We start from the raw sequence: 19,254 nt of genomic DNA on the forward strand, positions 1-19,254 counted from the left end.
TACAGGTGAAAAAGGTGTCGGGTATCCCTGTTGAGGTTCTGAACGGGCTTTCAAATGCCGGGTCGATATTATCGCTGATCGCGCAAGAGATTGCTGTGTCGCGTCCGGCTTTGCAGGCGCATACCGGCTTGTCACGTGTGACGGTAACACAGCGGGTTAATACCTTGCTGGGGGCAGGTTTGATATGTGAAAGCGACGACATGCAGGCTACTGGCGGGCGGCCATCACGGGTGTTGGCCCTTAATGCTGCCTGTGGATATGTGCTGGTTGCCAATATTGGCGAAACGCAAATCCAACTGGCGATGTTAACCGCCACGGCCGCAATGATTGCCCAAAGCACCTGTGCCCGCCAGGCCGACGCAGCACCAGAGCATACCCTGCAACAAATCGCCGATGGTTTTGAGGCTTTGCGCCGTGATCATGCCGGGGGAGTTGCCGGGCAAATGTTGCTGGCCATAAGTTTAAGCCTGCCCGCCCCTGTGGATTATGAAAATTGCCGGGTCTATGGTCCGTCTGTTTTGCCCGGGTGGGAAGACCTGGATATTGCCGGCTTTTTTAGCCAGCGCTTTACCGCCCCGGTTTATGGGGAAAATGATGTGAACGCGATGACCCTGCATCAGCATCGCGCCTGTTTTGCGACCGAACCGAACCTGGTTTTTATCAAGGCCGGAACGGGAATTGGCAGTGGCATTATTTCGCAAAACCGTTTGTTACGCGGGGCAAGGGGTGTTGCCGGGGATATCGGCCATATTCAAATGCAGGCCGTTTTGGGCAAAGATACATTGCCACAATGCCGCTGCGGCAAAACAGGCTGTGTTGAGGCACAGGCAGCAGGGTGGGCGCTGGCCCGTGATTTGACAAACGCCGGAACCCCGGCAAAAACCGCACGCGATGTGATGACAGCCTTCACGATGAACCAGCCGCTTGCGCTGGATCTGGTGGCGCAAAGCGGACGGATTCTGGGGGATGTCATTGCCGGTATGATAAGCGTTTTGAACCCGGGATGTATTGTTATTGGCGGTACACTGGCAGGGGCCGGGGATGTTTTATTAAATGGCATTCGTCAGCAGGTGGCACAGCAATGTTTGCCTGCTGCGACACAAAATCTGCGTATTTGTGCCGCTCCGCCCGCCCGGCAAAGCGAACTTTTTGGCGCGGCCCTGTTGGCGCTTGAAGATGTGTTTTCGTCCCGCCAGGTGGAAGGAACCCTGATCCGCTTTGCACAACGGTCGCTGCGCGCTATGGTTTGATCCATTCAGTGATTATTTGTGCGAGAGGCCGGAAATGAAAATAGTCGTTATGGGAGCAGGTGCGGTTGGGTGTTATTACGGGGCGAAGCTGGCGCAACATGGCCACGATGTTGTTTTGATCGGCCGGCCCGCCCATGTGCGCGAAATCAATAAAAACGGCCTTTTGTTTGAAAGTGGCGGTGTCCGCACAACGGTTGGCCTTGCGGCCAGTATTGAGCCGGCGGCGGTAGCCGGGGCAGATATTGTGCTGTTTTGTGTCAAATCAACCGACACGGCCAGTGCCGGGGCGGCGATTGCACCGCATCTGGGTGATAATGCGGTGGTTATGAGCCTGCAAAACGGGGTGGATAACGCCGAACGGTTGAGTGCGATTATTGGCCGTTTGGTCGTACCTGCGGTGGTTTATGTGGCCGTTGGCATGGCCGGGGCGGGGCATGTGACCCATTTTGGCCGGGGCGAACTGGTGATTGGCCCTGATGATGCCAGTGATGTGATTGCGCAAACCATGCGCCCGGCGGGTATTTCGGTGGATATTTCGGAAAATGCCCAGGGGGCGTTGTGGGCGAAAATGATTTTGAATTGCGCCTATAATGCCTTGTCGGCGGTATCGCGCTTGCCGTATGGCGAGCTTGCAAAAGGCGATGGCGTGATGACGGTGATTGAAAATGTGGTGGCGGAATGCCTGGCAGTTGCCGGGGGGCTTGGTATTGTTGTGCCGGGCGATGTTGGTGCCGCGGTGGCGGGCATTATTAAAACGATGCCGGCACAATATTCATCAACCGCACAGGACCTGATGCGGGGCAAACCCAGCGAGATTGATTATCTCAATGGCTATATCGTGCGCAAGGGCGGCGAGCTTGGCGTGGCGACGCCAGCCAACCAGGTTTTATATACGATGGTAAAATTGCTTGAGATGCAGGCAGATCAACCCTCGAAAGGGTGAGGCTTGCCGGGTGGGTGATCATACGGGCACCAGCCCATCCTTTCGGTAGAAAACAGGGGTGGTTTGTAACTGCAAGTGATTATAACTGGACGAGTCGTATAGTTTGGGGTACAGATACGGGTATAAGTAAAATAATAGTCGCCTGAGGTATAGGGCGGCAAACGGGGCACTTTTTATAACGCAAGATGACCACAGGTAGGGGGCATCTATGGATAACGGGAATTATTCCCTTAATCAGCTGATGCGGTCCAAAGTTGGACGGTTGTCAGCCTCGGTACGTAAAGCAGGGTTTGGTGCGCGCCAGGGGCGTGCAGGGTGCCTTGTTTTCATTGATCAGTCTTTGGTCGATATCGAAGCGATTGTCTGGCGGTATGCCGGGATTGCCGAAATTTTTATGATTGGCGCATCGCAAGACGGCCTTGCCGTTATTGGCAATGTGTTGTCGCAACGTACAATGGTGCAGACGGTGCATGTATTTGGCCGGGCGTGCGACAATGGCATGTGGCTGGGTGAAGCATTGCTCGATACCCCGTGTTTGCGCCGCCATCCGGAAAAATTTCGCAACTGGCGCAATGGCCTGGCCAATGATGCGTTTTTCTTTTTTCATGGCTGTGCTGTCACAGATCCTTCCTTTGACCAGGTGCTGAGTGCTTCGCTAGAAGCGTTTACCGGCGCCCTGATCAATGTTGGCAAGGATCGCCCGCAAACAGCGCGGTCGTCTTCTCCTGTTTTCCTCACGACCGATGATCATGCTGATCGTGACGGGTATTCGTCCGTTATGTCCCGAATTGAACGGCGGTCCGGTGTTGATCGCCGGGGAGAAGGGCGGCGTCGATCCTGATGTTTCCAGCGCGACCCTTTACGCTACGGCGTTAAACGGCCCGCGCTCGACCGGCAGGGATGTGGCACGCTCGGGGGAGGCAGAGCCATATTTTGTGCCAGTCACAAAGCCGGAGATCATGAATGTGGTCTCCGGCTTTTTGTTTGGATGATGACTTTACCGGTTCTTTTTTGCTAAAATCTACCGTTCTTTTTTAGTTTTACGGCACGCATGCTGAGAGAAAACTTTGTGTTAAAAGTACGGACGCCAGCGCCTAGAAAGAAGGCCAGAGTTCCTGCTATTATATATCTGGGCTCAAAATTATCTCGGTATAATTGACTGGTGGGAATAAGGAAAGGCCCCGTAAGTGCAATAATTCCGCATCCGATAATACCTATTTTGTCGATAAAGTTAAATAAGGTTGGTTGTTCAATTTTTAAAATATTTTCTGTTCCCTTGTCGCTTGGCGTGTAGTGTATCTTTCCGTCCGGATTGCTTTTGAAATTTTTTTTAAATGCTTCTGTTATCTTTTCATCACTATTTTTTTTTTGGTCATGAAAATGTATGAATTCAGATAATAGCCATCCTAGTATTACGAAAAAAATTATTATCCAGTGAGTTGAGGCCATTATGAAGCAACATAATGACGAAATGTAAAAGTTTCTAAAATGAAAAGGGAATCCAATTAAGTATATGGAAAATGGATGATTTTTTTCAAAAAATAAAAATTTAATTGCGATTGCATATAGTGTGTAAATGCTTATTAAGAAGATAACAGTAGTGTATATATAGTTTTTGTTCAGTATTTCGTATTTATAAGATGCCATGAATAATGGAAAGAGTGACATGATTAGAAATAAAGGCATACAGCAGGCAAGAAAGTTAAATCCTGATGCTCGCTCCATTGCTGCTTCTGACATGACAATTTCTTGTCCGTGAATTGTTTTCATGGGGTTCCCTTATATAGACGACTTTGTTCTGAGATTACGTCTAATGCATTGGTTTCGTATCCTGCGGGGATTGTGCCCATTTGTCCTGGTAATCTCGCAGATGAAACTTGGCCGATAGGAACTTGTCTAGTCGGTACAAGGCTTTGCTTTTTTTCAAGAAATATTTCTAAATCAAATCCGAACTGAGCAGATATCTCTTTAACTTCATCCGTAACGCCCAAGCTTGCATCCAACGTGTCGAGGACTATTCCAACAAGAACGCCCCCGAAGATGCCCGCGCCAATAATGATATATACAGGTAAAAGGAGACCTGCACTGGCAGCAAGTGAAATAGTGACGGCAGCCGATATAGTGGCGGCAAGTGTTGATATTGCTACTTTTGAAATATCAACAATTAGTTGGCCTGTGAGGTCTGAAAGTTCTCTTTCTCCCTCAGGTTGGGCTAGCCATTCAGCAACGTCAAATGTTCCGACAATTACATACGAAATTATCGGGATTCGACCCCCTACGGATTTTAGTGATCCAGCCCAGTTGCGTGAATTTCTAATTGCCGAGCTAATGACGGAAACTTTTGAGTTTGAAGCAGCGTAGGTTGTGGCGTTCAGAAATTGTCGTACACCAGCATATCCACGAAACGAGAGTAATAAATTGCCGCTCGCGTTCGTCCAGACCTTGCCGAGCCGGATGCCTCCACGATGTTTGATTAATTCACGCAGGAAACTTCTGTTCTCGCCTCGTCTTAGCATATCAACCAGTTCTGCTGCCAGGGGGGCTGTGTTCGTGCCTCTCAATGTGAAGTCGATACTTCCTCCGGTTTTGTCGCTTAAGGCTTGCATTAATGTTGCTTCATCAACAAGGTGCAGGCCGTTTGCAATGGCTAATGCAATAGGGTGAAGTTCTTCTTCTGTGAATTTTTCGAGGTCAAACGTGCCTTCAGAAAGGGATGGTTTTAGCCATTCTGGTACTTCCAGGGCATAAAGGTCTTCTTCACCCGTCGGTGCGTCCATAAAACCGTTTTGGATGGCGTGATCTTCGATTTCCGCCAACAGATTGTTACGCGCTACGTAGGTGTCATTATCTGCATTTCCATGCGCAATGCGATTTTCATATGTGCGGAGTTGATCCGAATATGTGATAGGCGATGGCATGTCGTATTCGCGTAGCAAGCGAAATGCACGATCCGTACGTGATTCGCCCGCCGGGGTTAAGGTGCTGTTTGAAGACTCTTCGGGCAATACTCCAACATAAACCCCCACATCTTCCGGCTTGTTTTGGCTGAATTGTTTCAGGTCTTGGATCAGCGTGATTTCGCGCGCACCATGTGGGGTGATGGTCAGGCGGTTTGCCGTGCCATCAAGGGAATTGCCAAGTTTGTAAATCAGGTCGGTTGGCAAGGGGCCCGTATTAAGCCCGTTAACGCTGCATGAAAATGGTGGTGCATCCAGCGGTAACTGGTTGAGAAACAAATTGCCTTTCTGGCAGGGCCTGTCGTTGGTTATCACCAACCGGGAATGCAGCGCGATATTCCAGAATTTCGCTGTCGTTATCTATTGCGGGAGTTATGAGCGTCGAGGTGCCCAGAAATTTATGCAGGTCATCTTCGTCGAGAGCCTCAACAAAGGTGGAAATAATGCGCGGGTCGGCAAAGCGGAAATAAACCCAGCGGCCCTCCTCTTCCATCGCGACCCGGGTAAATTTTCGGAAATGGGTGCGTACAGTGCGCATATCATCGCGTGAACGGACAAAAATACCGGTTTTTTCGCGCCAATGTCGCGCGAAAAAATCGATGTGGAAGGCCGGGACACGGTCGCGGTCGTCCCACGCACCGTCAGGGAGTGTCATGTCGATGATATAGGGCGCGTTTTCCCTGAGGTCTTTCGCAGCTTCTCCGTTGAACAGCGATTGAAATGGTATATCAAGTACATCATCATCCAAGTCGAACAGGCCGGTAACATTTTTGCGCAAAGCTGAATCCACAATGAAATAGGTATTCAGCGTTTCTCCATCTGCGGTGGGGCCGAAAAGAAGGTCTTTAAGGGCAGGCGCGATCCATTTTCGTTCCCACGAAGGGATATCAGATTGATCGGGCGGGGGATAAAACGAATGTTGTGCCACCATCAGGTGCTCTGCAGGTTCGGTAGGGGAACTTGCTTCTGTTTTGCGACCAAATTCGACCAGATGCCCTGGATGCACAGCGCGGGCCAATGGCGCTATTTCCAGTGGTGTTGCGTGGCGATTTAGATATTGAGACGCGCTGAGAACGTCTTCTACCCACAAAACCTTCCAGCCTTGTATTTCTGCCTGTGCTGTCAGGTTGGTGTGAAACGTTTCGGCACTGTTTGCCCAGATAGCGACAAGACAGCGACATTCGCTATTGTCGTCAATATTCTGTAGATGGCATTGACCGACCCATGCTTCATGTTCGGTCATGATTTCGCCCATAAAAAATGGAGGCTTTTCCATTGGGAAAAGCAGAAATACGGGCAGATAAAAATATCCGGTCGGCCCGGATGAGGCCGCCGTGCTTTATTGTTTGTTTCATGTCCCAATCAACCGTTTGCCGGTTTTATTTCGTGTCAATCTGGCGAATTTTGCATAACAGACTGCAACTTATAATAAATGCATTATTGGTGCTGACAACTATGTTGACGGTTAGTCCATACCCCTGTTCGGAAGTATTGGTTTTGCTTGCTCAATGCGAATGGGATAGATGATGAAACTCTGTGTATCCATTATTCGCAAAATTTGGTAATATTGTCGTTCTTATAGGTAGTAAGAACAATCCTGTTTCGGCGAAGTGTCTGAAACTTAAGGTATTGCGGCTTCTCAGGAGGAGAAAATGCATACGGTCGGTGATCAGCATCCCACCCGTAGAAAGGGCGAGGCGAATTATCGTGGGCCTAATACCACGCGCCTAGTCATAAGTCCGGGCCGCAGACGCGGTGAGCCGAACCATTTGGCATGGACAAAATTCAAGGGTTTGAATCTTGTGGCTGAGGCGATGGATCAGCAGGATCGTTTTGCCAATGCCAATGCCAATGCCAATGCCAATACGATTGATGGCGATACCGGGGGCGACGCTGACCTTGAGGCCTCCGGAAACCTATCCGACTGGTCTGAAAATACGTCCGAGATGCTGGGGGCGCTTTCAAATAGTCTTGCCAACCTTCATTCCGTTATCGAGGCACTGCCCGATCTGACCCGGCTTTTAAACCTTCTGACCGAGAAGGGCCGGGACGGTGGTTTTGGTGTGGATCATCCGGGGCGACGCAAGGGGGACAGGGCGCGTAACTGGACGATTGCCGACGCAGTGGAAATTCATAATTTGTGTTCGGAAACGCGCCGGATGGGACGCAACGGACCAGAGGCGACATCGCGTTATCAAAACCGCCAAAAGCTGGAGGATGATAATATTCTGCCGCCAACCTATCCGTTCTGGTCGACGAAGGATTAGCGCGCAACTTGCCATGATGCAGGCAGGATACCCGGCGTTATGTGAGGGTTGTCTGTCGCGCAGTTGCGACAAGGGGGGCTTTGGGGCAGCGCCAGGTGGTGTTTTGGATAAATTTAGCCAGACGCCCATTGTTCGTCTGTAAAAAGGGCTGTGCTGGGCCCCGTGCAGTGACATCAGCGAGGCACGTTTAAATAGGTTCCCGGCGTTTTGCCCGTGGCCTTGCGGAACATGGCAATGAAGGCCGATGTATTTTCATAGCCAAGATCCAGGGCAATTTCTGTGACCGGTCGATGATGAGCCAGTTTTTCCAACGCATATAAAAGACGCAGTTTTTGTCGCCATTCACGAAACGGCATGCCGGTTTCGCGCAGGAACAAGCGCGCCAGCGTGCGAGAGGATGCGCCACAATCGCGAGACCATTCCTCGAGCGTGCGGTTATCTGCCGGATCGGCCTGTAACTGTTCGCAAATACGCGATAGCCGCGCATCTTTGGGCGCAGGAAGGTGCAGATTGGTGGTATGGGCCGATGCCGCCAATTGATCGAGCAAGACATCAACCAGCCGGCCTTCCGGGCCGTGTTCGTTATATTCGACAGGGAATTTTATCGCGGCCTGAACCAGTTCGCGCAAAAGCGGGTTGACCTCGATCACCATGCAGCTTTCGGGTAAGCCGGCGTGGGCATCGCGGGCAATGTATATGTGTCGTGCCCGGCAAAATGTGGAATGGGCGACGGCATGGTCAATACCTGGCGGTACCCATACCGCGCGCTGCGGGGGGACAACCCAGATACCGGCATTGGTGGTCACGGTCATTGTGCCTTCGCTGGCATAGATCAACTGGTACCAGTCATGGTGGTGCGAGCCAACACAATGCCCGGCAGCAACATCATTGATCCGAATATAGATCGGTCGCGGTAAAATATCCGGGCGCGGTCGGGGCGGGGGTAATTTTTCGGGTCTTAGCACGGGGAAATGTCCTGTTTGCCGTATTCAATGGCAGATTACCGTGAGACAGACGAAAATGACAGGTTTAGTTTGGAGTAAATCCAGACAACCGGGGCAAACGCCCCTGACCCGTACCCGCCGGGTCTTTGTACCATCAGGAAATTATCGCATATGCCAACGCCTTATCCAACCCCACGGACGCCGGAGATACCCGACGCCCACAACCCGACCGAACCCGATGCCCATGCCCCGGGTAACCTGGCGGCATCGGCCCCCGAAAAAACGGCCTTTATGCCGTTAACAGCCAATGGCAAAAGTGGCTGGCGGGGTAACCCGGAGATCCTGTTGATTTTAATGGCGACGGCAATGCCATTATCTTTTTCAACATGGATGGCGCTTTTAAACAATTTTTCGGTCGAAATGGCCGATTTCACCGGTCGTGAAATTGGCATTTTACAGTCTTTGCGCGAAATTCCGGGATTTTTGGCCTTTAGCGCCATTTTTGCCCTGTTGATTTTTCGCGAGCAAACCTTTGCCCTGATTTCGCTTATGGTGCTGGGCATTGGTGTGGCGATCAGCGGGTATTTTCCCACCATTGTCGGGCTTTATTGCACCACTGTTTTAATGTCGATCGGGTTTCATTATTTTGAAACCATGCAACAGGCGCTGTCATTGCAGTGGGTTGCTAAAAATCGAACGGCCATGGTGATGGGGCGACAATTATCGGCCAAATCAATTGCCTCGTTGCTGATGTTTGGCGGCGTCTGGGTGATGATGGAAGTTTTTGATATGCCCTATCGCGGGGTATATGTGGTCGGTGGTGCGCTGACGATTGTTGTTGCACTTGTGGCCTGGATGGTGTTTCCCAAATTTACCGATGCCCACCCGCAAACCCGCAAACTGGTGCTGCGTCGTCGCTATTGGCTTTATTACGCGCTGACCTTTATGGCGGGCGCACGGCGCCAGATTTTTACCGTTTTTGCCGGATTTTTGATGGTGGAAAAATTTGGCTACGATGTTGGCACCATCACCATTCTATATTTGCTAAACCATGCCATTAACATGGTGTTGGCCCCCCAAATTGGCAGGCTGATTGGTAAATGGGGGGAACGCAAGGCGCTGATATTTGAATATTGCGGGCTGTTTCTGGTCTTTACCGGCTATGCTTTTGTGCAAAATTCGCATCTGGCTGCCGGGTTGTATGTGGTTGACCATTTGTTTTTTGCCATGGCAATTGCGATGAAAACCTATTTCCAGAAAATTGCGGATCCGGGCGACATTTCCTCAACCGCAGGGGTGAGCTTTACCATCAATCACATTGCCGCTGTGTTCTTGCCTGCTGCGTTTGGCCTGTTATGGCTGATTTCGCCCAGTGCGGTATTTTTGACCGGTGCGGCTTTGGCGCTTGGGTCGTTGATTCTGTCGTTTAACGTGCCCCATGACCCGCGACCGGGCAATGAAGTGGTTTTGGGCGGTGCCAATGATGTGGGTGCCATGGGCCAGGCGGCTCGGTAATTTTACGTAAGCCGTTCGCGCCGTTTGATTTTTTGGCGTAAACATTCAATTAACAAAACGCCTGTTCCCACGAGCAGGCGTTTTTGTTTGCGTGTTGGCGTCTATTTTCGCAAAATCTTCAAAACCTGACCATCCGAACAAGAATATATTTGTCAGACTGACCATCATTTTCAGGGGTGCATTAAATGACTTTCTATCGTCCACTGGCGAGCGTTTTTATCGGTCTGTCGGTTAGCCTGATGGCGGGCACAGCCCTTGCCGACAGTTCGGTATCCCTGCGGATACTGGAAACCACCGACATTCATTCGCATCTGGTCAATTACGACTATTACCGCGATGCCGCGTCGCAAACCGTTGGCCTGGCGAAAGATGCCACTCTGATCAAAAAGGCCCGCGACGAAGCCGACAATGCCATCCTGATTGACAATGGTGACCTTATTCAGGGCAACCCGCTGGGCGACTATATGGCCAAGCGCCACGGCCTTAAAAAAAGACTCATGTCAAGCCCCTTGACGTAGCCGGCCAAGGGGCGAATTCATATATAGGACATGGAGTTATCTCTACTTTGGCCTGCTTTGTGAAGCTACTGCTTTGCGAGCCAGGAGCCATATAAGAGCGTTGAAAGATCAAGCCAGAGCAAGCTCTATCGTTAAGGGTGAGCGACCACGGAGCCTTAGCCATAATAACATGTATCCTGGGTCCACAGATGACTCACCGCGTATTGGGGCGAGTTCGTGGGACGAATAAATATCGACGGGGAAATATATGGCCAGAGTCAGCAATGCAATTCCATGGGGGCCTATACGCTCAACACTGACAGAGAAATTCAGCTTTGGTGACATTAAGCAAATCGTCGGTTATGGCGATTTGGATATGTCACGGCTTGCTCACCTCGAACAAAAACCTCAGAACGGCGCATCGAAGTCCCAGCTTCTCAGCGAAATTGACAAACAGGTTGGGATGATGAATGAAAATAATCGCAGCGCATTTGCATCGATCTGCTGCGAGGAAATGATGCGTCGTAAACCCGACGTCATCAGTGAATTAGAACGAGTTCTATCCAGAGTGGGTTGGAAGTTCTCCGGCACTGTACTTATCCCTATTGAGATTTTTGATATCTCGGAACTCATCAATATTCCCGACGCGGCGCATACGGATATTCAGAAGGCGGCGAGTCGTCTGCGCGATGGGGATTTGAGTGGGGCATTATCGGCCGCCTGTGGTGCTCTGGACACTGTGACCAGTGATATTTACAGCCGATATAATTTGGGCGATGCTGGCAAAGCATCGTTCCAAGAACGTATCAAAAAGTCTATTGGCGCCTTGAACGTAACAGACAGTCTGATAAACGAACTGTCTGAGATTGGATGGCCTGAATCTGACTACAAACCGCTGTCTACAAATCTGGAGGGATCATTAAACCAAGCAGCCTTTGTGATGCAAAAGTTACGGTCTGACATGGGCGATGTACACGGTACCAAGCCAGTCATCAGCGCATTGGTTTATGACTCTATCAAATGGTCATCTCTGTTACTCAGAGTCTTGGCGATCCGTTAACGAGCGCGTATGCGTGTTGCTCCTGTTGCGACGAAAACCCCGATCTCTTGCGATAAACGCCTCCAGCATGTACGGGATCAGCGTTACCGCATCCACCGGCTGGCTGTAGGTCTGGCTATGCAACTCAGCATAGCGCTCCAGATCAGCCCTCAGACTGGCCGGACAGGCGAAGGTCAGCTTAGTGGTTTCAGTCTTGGGCAGTGGGCCGAGACGTAACTTTCGGGTGATAGTCATTGCGACGCTCCCTAATTGATGAACAATGGTTGATAAGGACGAAGTACCAAGTCGCGGTTGACGATGATGCGTACTGGCAAGCCGGGCCGCTCCGTCAAGGTGGGTTGGATGTTCAGATTGCGTCGGGTCATCTCCTGGCCAACCTGGTTGATGCTGTCCTGCGCGCTGTCGCGACCCGCAATAATGACTCGATCACCATCCTGCCGGTTTTCCGGCGCGGCCAGTTCAGCGCCAACACCCAGCAGTGTTGTCAGCACCGCACCGGCAAAGATGCGATCCCAATGCCAATCGACGCCATCTTCTAGACCGGCGTAACCCGTCGGATCGGTGCCGACCAGGTTGTCCAGCGCCAGCGAGGAAGTATCCGGCAGGATGATGCGGTTCCAGACAACTTGAACGCGGCTCTGCCCGTAGCTGACCTGGCTGTTGTAGCGTCCCAGAATGCGGGAGCCCTGCGGGATCAGCAGATGCTGACCCGTTGCCGTGTCGTAGACTGGCTCCGTGACCGTGGCGATCACATCGCTAGGCAGGTCGGATTGGATACCGGTCACCAAAGCCCCGGCGATCACTGTACCGGCCATGACCTGATAGGGTGAACTTGGCAATTGCAGGTGCCCGGTATTACGAGTTTCCGTAGAACCGGATTGCAGGAATGCTTCTTTCTGGTCTTGCCGGTTCTGCACAGCCGTCGAATCAGCCGGTTGCGCCACCGCTGAGGCCGAGCTGCCGACCAGTGCATCAAAAGCCGCCATGGTGCTCCCCATGTCTGGCACAGCAGGCTGCGAAGCCACCGTGGCAGTCGGGTTAGTCTGGTTGCGATTGCCGGTCTGGAAGAACAGCGACGAGGCAGCCGCCGCTTCCGACTCTTCGCGTAGCGCGGCGGCGGGATCATGGCCATGTGCCGAATAACTGGCCACTGATGGCTGTTGCGCATTCACAATGGCCGGCCCCAGATCCCCCGGTAACGGTGGTCCCAATACCGGTACGTCGGGCGGTGCCTTAGGTGGCAGCATGGAATAGTCGGTGGGCAACTGCTCTAGCGCATCGGAGCGTGACACTCGCTCCACGTTGTACAACTCCGTTTGCTCAGTGCTCCCTCTCTGTGGCGGCTGCAATGACCAGAATGTGGCCCCGAGCACAGCGACTGCCAGGCTTCCGGTCAGGATCGCCAGGGTACGACGGTTCAGTCGCGTCACCGGGCGCGGTTGGGCACGCAGGGTCACGGTGTCGGGGGCGACTTTATCCACTGGCGTCGTGCTCCGGTCAGCAGTTTCGTCCTGATTCATATTCAATCCCTCCGTGCCACGCCATCCGTGCGCTCGATGCGTACTACGTCGCCCTTGTCACCACCCAGGCGCAGTTCCGCCGCGCCGAACAGCCGATCGACGATGTAATACGGCGGGCGGAACCGGTAGTTCACCAGTTGCCCATCCCCTTCGGCGCCGATCACGAACAGTGGTGGCAGTTCTCCTTGGGCAATCCCCGCCGGGAACTGGATATAGACCTTCCGGCCGTCGTCGAAAGCGCGTAACGGTTTCCAGGGCGGCTGGCTGCCGCTAATTGCATAGCGAAAGCGCAGGTTCTCCAGTGCCAGTCCAGTATCAATGGGTACGGTCGCCTGCGCAGTTTGATTGCGGCGCTGTAAGGCCAGCATCTGGTCACGCGGGTAGTCCCAGGACACCGATGCCATCCATGCCTGGTCGGTCGAGGTCAGTTCCAACAGGTAGGTACGCCGACTGGTGGTGATGACCAGATTGGTGTTCAGGCCCGAACGGATCGGCTTGACCAGTACATTGACCCGTAGCTCGTCACCAGCACCGCTGGACGTGTCACCCACGACCCAACGCACGGTATCCCCAGCCGCCACCGTCACCAGTTCCTCACCCAGTTGGAGCGCAATCACTGTCACGCGTCCAACTGCCGAATAGACCTGATACAGCGCCCCCTCGGTGAAGGGCCAGACCTGAATGGCATTGACGTAGCCCTCACGCGTCGGCGCCATACGCGCTTGCTCATTGGCCAGTGACACGCGCACGGTTTCATCGGCAGTCTCAGGTGCGGCGTCTGCTTCTTCGACCTCCAGCAGCGGTTTCATCTGCCCCGGCATCGGCAGCACTTCAGGCACCGCCACCACTTCCACCGGCAGGGGCGCCTCGGGCAAGGGATGAGCCAACACAGGTTCATCAAGCGAGATGGCGGGTGGCGGCTTGCCCTGCGTGGCGCAGCCCGACAAAACCAGCAGGATGAGTGGAAAAGCGTAAAAACGGAAAGACGATTTCATGGCTGGGCTCCTTCGGACGTATCCAGTTCACGGCTCCACGACAGACCATTGACGTAGATGCCCAGGGGGTTCTTGCGCAGACGGTCTTCGGTGCGCGGGGTTTGCAGCACGATGGACACCACGGCGGTCCAGCGCGCCTGTCCGGCGACAGCGCCATTGACGTAGCGGCGTTCGGTCCAGCGGACATTGAACGACGACTCGCTGGCACGCACGACACTGGTGATCTGTACCGTCACTGACTCCTTGCCGATGCGGGCAAAGGGGTCGTTGGTACGGGCATAGTCGTTGAGCACCGCCGCGCCCTTGTCGGTGGTGTAGTCGTAGGCGTCGAGCCAGCTCTGTCGCACCACAATGGGATCGATGGACAGCCCGCGCACCCGTGTCACAAAACCCGCCAGGTGGTGCGCAATCTGCGCGTCAGTGGGCCGGTACTGCGTGGCGGCTTCGCCCACAGCGCGTACCTGTCCCACTTCATCCACCTCCACCACGTAGGGGGTAACGATGGACTGTGCCGAACGCCACACCAGACCGCCCGCCATCAACAAGGCCAGCATCAGGCAGCCGAAGGCCATCAAGCGCCAGTTCTTCGCCTGCGCACGGGCCGAGCCGATACGCTCGTCCCACACTTGAGCGGCGGATTGATACGGGGTGGCCGGTTGCGGCGATTCCGCATAGCGCACCCTCGGTCGTTTGAATCGCATAAGCCTTCTCCTTGAGGGTCAGGTATCACCTTATTCATCTTGATTACGCAAACTTGGGCCAGAACCCGCACCACTGCTGTCGCCACCGCGCAGGGTATGTGCCGTCGTCGTGGCGGCCTGGGTAATATGCTGGCGGCGGTGCAGGCGTTTGGCCCAAGCGGGTTGTTGTTGGGCTGGGGATGCGGCGCTCTGGCTCATGCCAGTGGTGCTGCCACCCGAACTATCATCAGGCGACGAGCCGTTCCAGCCCGCCCGAAAGGGAGCCGTCATACGCTGCCCGGCAGCGGAAGCACGAGCGACCATACTTCGCCCGACAGCCTGAGCGCCGGACCTGGCAACATTGCCAAGGCCCGCTGCTGCCCCCTTGAGACCACCACTGGCGGCAGCCGAACCGGACTGGAATGCAGAACGGGCGCTGCCAAGGGTCGAGGTAGCCGTCCGTGCGCCGGAACCGGCCAATCGGGCAGCAGCCGGAGCCATCCGAGCCCCGGCCAGTACCGCGCCACCCACGCCTGTGGCCGCAGCACCCACGGCCATGGCGGTTCCGGCCGCGCCGATGGTGGCACCAGCCATAGCCCCAGCACCCAGTTGCGGCCCACCGGAAATCAGCCCGGTGGCGATGCCTGGTCCGAAGATGCCCAACGCCAGCAAAGCGAGCGATGCCAACATAAGAACCAGCGCATGGTCGATGGACGGCTCGTCCGGATGCACCTGAAACTCCGCGAACAATCCCGTGCCAATACCGACGATCACCGCCAGCACCAACACCTTGATGCCGGAGGACACGATATTGCCCAGCACCTTCTCAGCGAGAAACGCGGTCTTGTTCCACAGGGCAAACGGCACCAGCACGAAGCCCGCCAGCGTGGTTAGCTTGAACTCGATGAGCGTAATGAAGAGCTGGATCGACAAAATAAAGAAGCACAGGATCACCACCAACCAGGCGAGGAACATCACCACGATGGGATCAAGATTGACGAACACTTCGGGGAAGCCCGCCATCTCGCCAATCTGTTCCAGAATCGGCGCTGCTGCGTCGATGCCGGTCTTGGCCAGTCGCCCCGGTTGCAGGAAATGCTCCATCGTTAATGACGAGCCAGTGGCCGTTAGGCCAAGACCTGCAAAAGAACGAAACACGATCCCTGCCAACCAGTTGAAGTTGCCAATGATGTAGGCGAAGGCACCGACATAAAGCACCTTGCGCAGAAGCCTGGCGATCACGTCTTCGCCCTGACCGGTGGCGTGGCTCATCGCCCAGTACAAACCGGCAAGGGTCATATCAATGATGATCAACGTGGCAGTCAAGAACGCTACCTCGCCCTGCAACAACCCGAACCCCGAGTCGATGTAGGTAGAGAAGGTATTCAGGAAGCGGTCGATGACCGTCACGTCACTCATGGCCATGCCCGATCAGTTGGAATAGAAATCCACGCGTTGCGGCGTATAGGGTGTGCCGGTACCAAGAAAGCGGCGTCGCACTTCACGGGCTCGCTCGGTGGCGGCCGCCTGCCGCGCCAGTTCCAATGCGGCGGCCCGCTCCTGGGTGATCTGAAGCTGTTGGGCCTGGATCGACTGCTTGGCCTGTAAGGCCAGAAGCTGATTGGTCGCCTGCATGGCTTGCAAGGCGCCTTCTGCCGACTGGCTCTCATTCACCAGGTCAGCTAACGCGCTTTCGTCCTGTGCCAGATTCTGCGACGCCTGCGCTTGTACCCGCATCGCGGTGTGCAACCCGTCAAGGGTGTGCCGCCAGCGTTGCTGCGCATCCTGATACATCTGATCGCCACTGACCGTCGCGGCGTATTCTTCCGGGTAGAGTTGTGCAAACTCGCGGTCGAGTGTTTGTACGTCATAGGCCAAACCCTGCGCTTCAGCGATCAGGCGTTCGGTGGTGGCCAGCGTCGAACGCAGCCGATTGATGACGTTGTAATCCAGACCCGCCAAATTGCGCGCCTGATTCCGCAACATCTGCGCCTCATTCTGTAGCTGATTGATCTGGTTGTTGATCTGCTCCAGCGTGCGAATCGCGGTGAGCGCGTTCTGCACAAGGTTGGTGGGATCGACCACGACCCACTGGGCTTGGGCCGTAGACACGGTGCCAAGCATGGCCACGATAACGATGGCAAGAACACGTAGTTTCATGATGGATTCTCCTGTGGTGGATGGGTGAGGCGAGATTCAGCCAAAGCAAGATCAGGAAACGACGGCAGCAGATCAGCGCCCCAGTCGAGACCGCGATGACGAAGCCAGGCACCGGCGAACCCCGGCTCGCCAGCGTCCAGCAGCACACGGTCGATGGCGCGTTGGTCCTGCGGGGTGGAAGCTCCTGCAAACGCCAGTGCAACCGCTCCCAGATCGAGGTCAAACAGGCGATTGCCCAGCCGCGACTGGTAGTAGTAATCGCGCTTGGGCTGCGCGGTAGCGACGATCTCGATTTGCCGGCTGTTGAGACCAAAACCCTCGTAAATGGTACGGATCTGCGGCTCGGTGGCCTGCGGGTTGGGCAGGAAGATGCGGCTGGCGCAGCTTTCGATAATGGCCGGCGCAATGCTGGAATCCTTGATGTCGGCCAGCGACTGCGTGGCGAAGATAACGCTGACATTCTTTTTGCGCAGCGTCTTCAGCCACTGGCGGATGCGCGCGGCAAACACCGGGTCATCGAGGAACAGCCAGGACTCATCAAGAACCAATAACGAGGGGGCACCATCAAAGCGTTCGTCAAAACGCGCGAACAGATAGCCCAGTACAGCCAGCACCGCCGCCTTACTGTGCATCAGCTCTTCCATCTCGAAGCCCTGTACGTCGGCGCTGCCGAGCCGGTCATGGTCGGCATCCAGCAGCTTGCCGTGGGCTCCACCCAACGCATAAGGTGCGAGCGCCTGACGCAGGGCGTTGGATTGCAACAGCACGGACAGGCCGGTCATTGTGCGCTGTTCCCTGGGGGCTCCGGCCAGGCTCTCCAGCGCCGACCAGATGACCGCCTTCTCGTCGGGGCCAATGGCAACACCCTCGTGCAGCAAGCGACCTTCCACCCACTCAGCAGCCCAGGTGCGATAGCTGGCCTGCTCGATTTGTGCGAGTGGCTGTAAGGCAATGCCGCCATCGGCGCCCAAGTCGTAATGTTCGCCGCCCAAGCCCAGAATGGTGGCGCGCATTGAGCGGCCCATATCAAACGCAAAGATGCGCGAGGCGGGATAACGGCGGAACTGCATCGCCAGTGTGGCCAGCAACACCGACTTGCCCATACCGGTCGGCCCCACGACGAGGGTGTGCCCCACGTCGCCGATGTGCGTTACCAGTCGGAACGGCGTGGCACCATCGGTACGGGTAACGATCAGCGGCGGGCCATCCAGGTGATCGTTCTTCTCCGGCCCCGCCCATACCGCCGACACCGGCATCAGGTGCGCCAGGTTCAGCGTCGAGACGATGGGTTGGCGCACATTCGCGTAGGCATTACCGGGAATGGAAGAGAACCAGGCGTCAACCGCGTTGAGTGTTTCGGGAATGGTGACAAAACCACGGCCCTGAATCACACGCTCGACCATGCGCCGCTTCTCATCGGCTAGGTCGGCATCCGTGTCCATCACCGTGACCGTGGCCGTCAGGTAGCCAAAAGCGACTTGATCGCTACCCAACTCCTGCAAGGCGGCATCGGCGTCCGCCGCCTTGTTGTTGGCGTCGGTATCCACCAATGGGCTTTCCTGCTGGAAAATGGTTTCGCGCAGTAGCGCCACCACGTTCTTGCGCTTGGCGAACCACTGGCGGCGCAGGCGGCCCAGTGCCTTTTCCGCCTCGGCCTTGTCCATGCACAGAAAGCGCGTGCTCCAGCGGTAGGCGAAGCCCAAGCGGTTGAGGTCGTCCAGAATGCCCGGCCAGGTCGAGGTCGGAAAGCCGCGCACCGACACCACGCGCAGGTGGTGATCACCGAGTATCGGCGCCAACCCGCCGACCAGTGAGCAGTCGGTCAGCAGCGCATCCAGGTGAAACGGCACCTCGGGAACACCGATCTCGTAGCGGTGTGTCGAAATTTTCCCGTGCAGGTAGGTCAGCGTCTGGCCATCATCCAGCCAGGCAATGGCCGGCATCACTCCATCGAGCAGATCAAACACGCGATCAGTTTCCGCCACGAAGGCATCCAGCCGACCCCGCCAATCCACACCCTCACCGGGGGCGTTTTCGTACAGCATCCTGGCGGCGCGGGCATGGGATTCTTCCGGCGGCAGGTATTGCAGTGTGAGGTGGTAGTTGCTTTCAAAGTGCTGGCCCGCTTCCTCGAAGGCCGCGCGGCGCTCTTCATCCACCAACCAGGACAGCGCCTCAGGAAAATCAGACTGCGGGTAGTCCGCCGCTGGCTGGCGTTCGGCCTCAATGAACAGCGCCCAACCCGAGCCCAACCGTCGCAGCGCGTTGTTGAGCCGTGCGGTGGTGGCAATCATTTCGCCTTGTGTTGCACTATCAAGATCCGGACCACGAAACCGCGCCGTGCGCTGAAAGCTGCCGTCTTTGTTCAACACAACACCAGAGGCCACCAGTCCGGCCCAGGGCAACCAGTCGGCCAGCAGCACGGGACGCTGGCGATATTCGGTGAGGTTCAGCATCTCGACATCT

18 protein-coding genes are annotated in these 19,254 nt (G+C 55.0%); 7 read left to right on the plus strand and 11 right to left on the minus strand.

Annotation, left to right across the window (positions count from 1 at the left end; translation table 11 throughout):
- Positions 1-14 precede the first annotated feature (14 nt).
- From THS27_RS01095 to THS27_RS01105, 3 genes are all read left to right on the plus strand, one after another.
- Positions 15-1,250, plus strand: a complete 1,236-nt coding sequence (locus THS27_RS01095) for an ROK family protein (protein ID WP_210402794.1) — start codon at positions 15-17, stop codon at positions 1,248-1,250.
- Positions 1,251-1,284: 34 nt separating this feature from the next.
- Positions 1,285-2,193, plus strand: a complete 909-nt coding sequence (locus THS27_RS01100; protein WP_085587156.1) for a ketopantoate reductase family protein — start codon at positions 1,285-1,287, stop codon at positions 2,191-2,193.
- A 208-nt stretch (positions 2,194-2,401) separates the two neighbouring features.
- Positions 2,402-3,034, plus strand: coding sequence for a DUF4347 domain-containing protein (locus tag THS27_RS01105; RefSeq protein WP_085587157.1), 633 nt, complete (start codon positions 2,402-2,404; stop codon positions 3,032-3,034).
- 173 nt (positions 3,035-3,207) lie between these two features.
- Here THS27_RS01105 and THS27_RS01110 read toward each other — a convergent pair whose 3' ends face one another.
- From THS27_RS01110 to THS27_RS01120, 3 genes are read right to left on the minus strand one after another with little or no spacing between them, the layout of a single operon-like run.
- Positions 3,208-3,963, minus strand: a complete 756-nt coding sequence (locus tag THS27_RS01110) for a hypothetical protein (protein ID WP_085587158.1) — start codon at positions 3,961-3,963, stop codon at positions 3,208-3,210.
- The gene (locus THS27_RS01115; protein ID WP_139835434.1) at positions 3,960-5,429 is read right to left on the minus strand and encodes a hypothetical protein; all 1,470 of its coding nucleotides are present in this window, start codon (positions 5,427-5,429) and stop codon (positions 3,960-3,962) included. The genes THS27_RS01110 and THS27_RS01115 overlap by 4 nt, the downstream gene beginning before the upstream one ends.
- Positions 5,377-6,393, minus strand: a complete 1,017-nt coding sequence (locus THS27_RS01120) for a DUF4123 domain-containing protein (protein WP_168184790.1) — start codon at positions 6,391-6,393, stop codon at positions 5,377-5,379. Before THS27_RS01120 ends, THS27_RS01115 begins: the two co-directional genes overlap by 53 nt.
- Positions 6,394-6,952: 559 nt before the next feature.
- Between THS27_RS01120 and THS27_RS01125 the strand changes: the two genes are divergently transcribed.
- On the plus strand, positions 6,953-7,417 hold the full coding sequence (locus tag THS27_RS01125) for a hypothetical protein (RefSeq protein ID WP_168184791.1): 465 nt from the start codon (positions 6,953-6,955) through the stop codon (positions 7,415-7,417).
- Between the two features lie 173 nt (positions 7,418-7,590).
- On the opposite strand, the gene THS27_RS01130 is transcribed toward THS27_RS01125, so the two are convergent.
- Positions 7,591-8,382: a helix-turn-helix domain-containing protein gene (locus THS27_RS01130; protein WP_085587162.1), complete on the minus strand. Its 792-nt coding sequence runs from the start codon at positions 8,380-8,382 to the stop codon at positions 7,591-7,593.
- A 150-nt stretch (positions 8,383-8,532) separates the two neighbouring features.
- On the opposite strand from THS27_RS01130, the gene THS27_RS01135 reads away from it, so the two are divergent.
- The 3 genes from THS27_RS01135 to THS27_RS01145 all read left to right on the plus strand — a co-directional run bounded on the left by THS27_RS01135 (position 8,533) and on the right by THS27_RS01145 (position 11,433).
- Positions 8,533-9,876: an MFS transporter gene (locus THS27_RS01135; protein ID WP_246832788.1), complete on the plus strand. Its 1,344-nt coding sequence runs from the start codon at positions 8,533-8,535 to the stop codon at positions 9,874-9,876.
- Between the two features lie 185 nt (positions 9,877-10,061).
- On the plus strand, positions 10,062-10,394 hold the full coding sequence (locus THS27_RS01140) for a hypothetical protein (protein ID WP_085587163.1): 333 nt from the start codon (positions 10,062-10,064) through the stop codon (positions 10,392-10,394).
- 247 nt (positions 10,395-10,641) lie between these two features.
- Positions 10,642-11,433, plus strand: coding sequence for a hypothetical protein (locus THS27_RS01145; RefSeq protein WP_085587164.1), 792 nt, complete (start codon positions 10,642-10,644; stop codon positions 11,431-11,433).
- Here the strand turns inward: THS27_RS01145 and THS27_RS01150 are convergent.
- The 7 genes from THS27_RS01150 to trbE are packed head-to-tail and all read right to left on the minus strand — an operon-like array spanning position 11,407 to position 19,244.
- On the minus strand, positions 11,407-11,667 hold the full coding sequence (locus THS27_RS01150; RefSeq protein WP_085587165.1) for a DUF2274 domain-containing protein: 261 nt from the start codon (positions 11,665-11,667) through the stop codon (positions 11,407-11,409). The genes THS27_RS01145 and THS27_RS01150 overlap by 27 nt on opposite strands.
- A gap of 11 nt (positions 11,668-11,678) precedes the next feature.
- Positions 11,679-12,953: a TrbI/VirB10 family protein gene (locus THS27_RS01155; protein ID WP_085587166.1), complete on the minus strand. Its 1,275-nt coding sequence runs from the start codon at positions 12,951-12,953 to the stop codon at positions 11,679-11,681.
- A gap of 2 nt (positions 12,954-12,955) precedes the next feature.
- Complete coding sequence (gene trbG, locus THS27_RS01160; protein WP_085587167.1) at positions 12,956-13,948, minus strand: P-type conjugative transfer protein TrbG; 993 nt, start codon at positions 13,946-13,948, stop codon at positions 12,956-12,958.
- Positions 13,945-14,649, minus strand: coding sequence for a conjugal transfer protein TrbF (gene trbF / locus THS27_RS01165; protein ID WP_085587168.1), 705 nt, complete (start codon positions 14,647-14,649; stop codon positions 13,945-13,947). The genes trbG and trbF overlap by 4 nt, the downstream gene beginning before the upstream one ends.
- A 30-nt stretch (positions 14,650-14,679) precedes the next feature.
- Positions 14,680-16,047 (minus strand): P-type conjugative transfer protein TrbL, encoded by a 1,368-nt coding sequence (trbL, locus tag THS27_RS01170; RefSeq protein WP_085587169.1) that lies wholly within the window; start codon positions 16,045-16,047, stop codon positions 14,680-14,682.
- A gap of 12 nt (positions 16,048-16,059) precedes the next feature.
- Positions 16,060-16,788 carry a P-type conjugative transfer protein TrbJ gene (trbJ, locus tag THS27_RS01175; protein WP_085587170.1) on the minus strand — a complete coding sequence of 243 codons (729 nt, stop codon included), beginning with the start codon at positions 16,786-16,788 and terminating at the stop codon, positions 16,060-16,062.
- Positions 16,785-19,244 (minus strand): conjugal transfer protein TrbE, encoded by a 2,460-nt coding sequence (gene trbE, locus THS27_RS01180; RefSeq protein WP_085587171.1) that lies wholly within the window; start codon positions 19,242-19,244, stop codon positions 16,785-16,787. The genes trbJ and trbE overlap by 4 nt, the downstream gene beginning before the upstream one ends.
- Positions 19,245-19,254 lie beyond the last annotated feature (10 nt).

This window comes from Thalassospira sp. MCCC 1A01428 (assembly GCF_002115825.1).
GTDB lineage: Bacteria > Pseudomonadota > Alphaproteobacteria > Rhodospirillales > Thalassospiraceae > Thalassospira.

Bases quoted from the DNA above. Each gene is read 5' to 3' on its own strand.
- trbE (WP_085587171.1), bottom strand. From the start codon at position 19,244: ATGCTGAACCTCACCGAATATCGCCAGCGTCCCGTGCTGCTGGCCGAC.
- trbF (WP_085587168.1), bottom strand. From the start codon at position 14,649: ATGCGATTCAAACGACCGAGGGTGCGCTATGCGGAATCGCCGCAACCG.
- THS27_RS01100 (WP_085587156.1), top strand. From the start codon at position 1,285: ATGAAAATAGTCGTTATGGGAGCAGGTGCGGTTGGGTGTTATTACGGG.
- THS27_RS01135 (WP_246832788.1), top strand. From the start codon at position 8,533: ATGCCAACGCCTTATCCAACCCCACGGACGCCGGAGATACCCGACGCC.
- THS27_RS01140 (WP_085587163.1), top strand. From the start codon at position 10,062: ATGACTTTCTATCGTCCACTGGCGAGCGTTTTTATCGGTCTGTCGGTT.
- trbJ (WP_085587170.1), bottom strand. From the start codon at position 16,788: ATGAAACTACGTGTTCTTGCCATCGTTATCGTGGCCATGCTTGGCACC.
- THS27_RS01150 (WP_085587165.1), bottom strand. From the start codon at position 11,667: ATGACTATCACCCGAAAGTTACGTCTCGGCCCACTGCCCAAGACTGAA.
- trbG (WP_085587167.1), bottom strand. From the start codon at position 13,948: ATGAAATCGTCTTTCCGTTTTTACGCTTTTCCACTCATCCTGCTGGTT.
- THS27_RS01105 (WP_085587157.1), top strand. From the start codon at position 2,402: ATGGATAACGGGAATTATTCCCTTAATCAGCTGATGCGGTCCAAAGTT.
- THS27_RS01155 (WP_085587166.1), bottom strand. From the start codon at position 12,953: ATGAATCAGGACGAAACTGCTGACCGGAGCACGACGCCAGTGGATAAA.
- THS27_RS01110 (WP_085587158.1), bottom strand. From the start codon at position 3,963: ATGAAAACAATTCACGGACAAGAAATTGTCATGTCAGAAGCAGCAATG.
- THS27_RS01120 (WP_168184790.1), bottom strand. From the start codon at position 6,393: ATGACCGAACATGAAGCATGGGTCGGTCAATGCCATCTACAGAATATT.
- THS27_RS01145 (WP_085587164.1), top strand. From the start codon at position 10,642: ATGGCCAGAGTCAGCAATGCAATTCCATGGGGGCCTATACGCTCAACA.
- trbL (WP_085587169.1), bottom strand. From the start codon at position 16,047: ATGAGTGACGTGACGGTCATCGACCGCTTCCTGAATACCTTCTCTACC.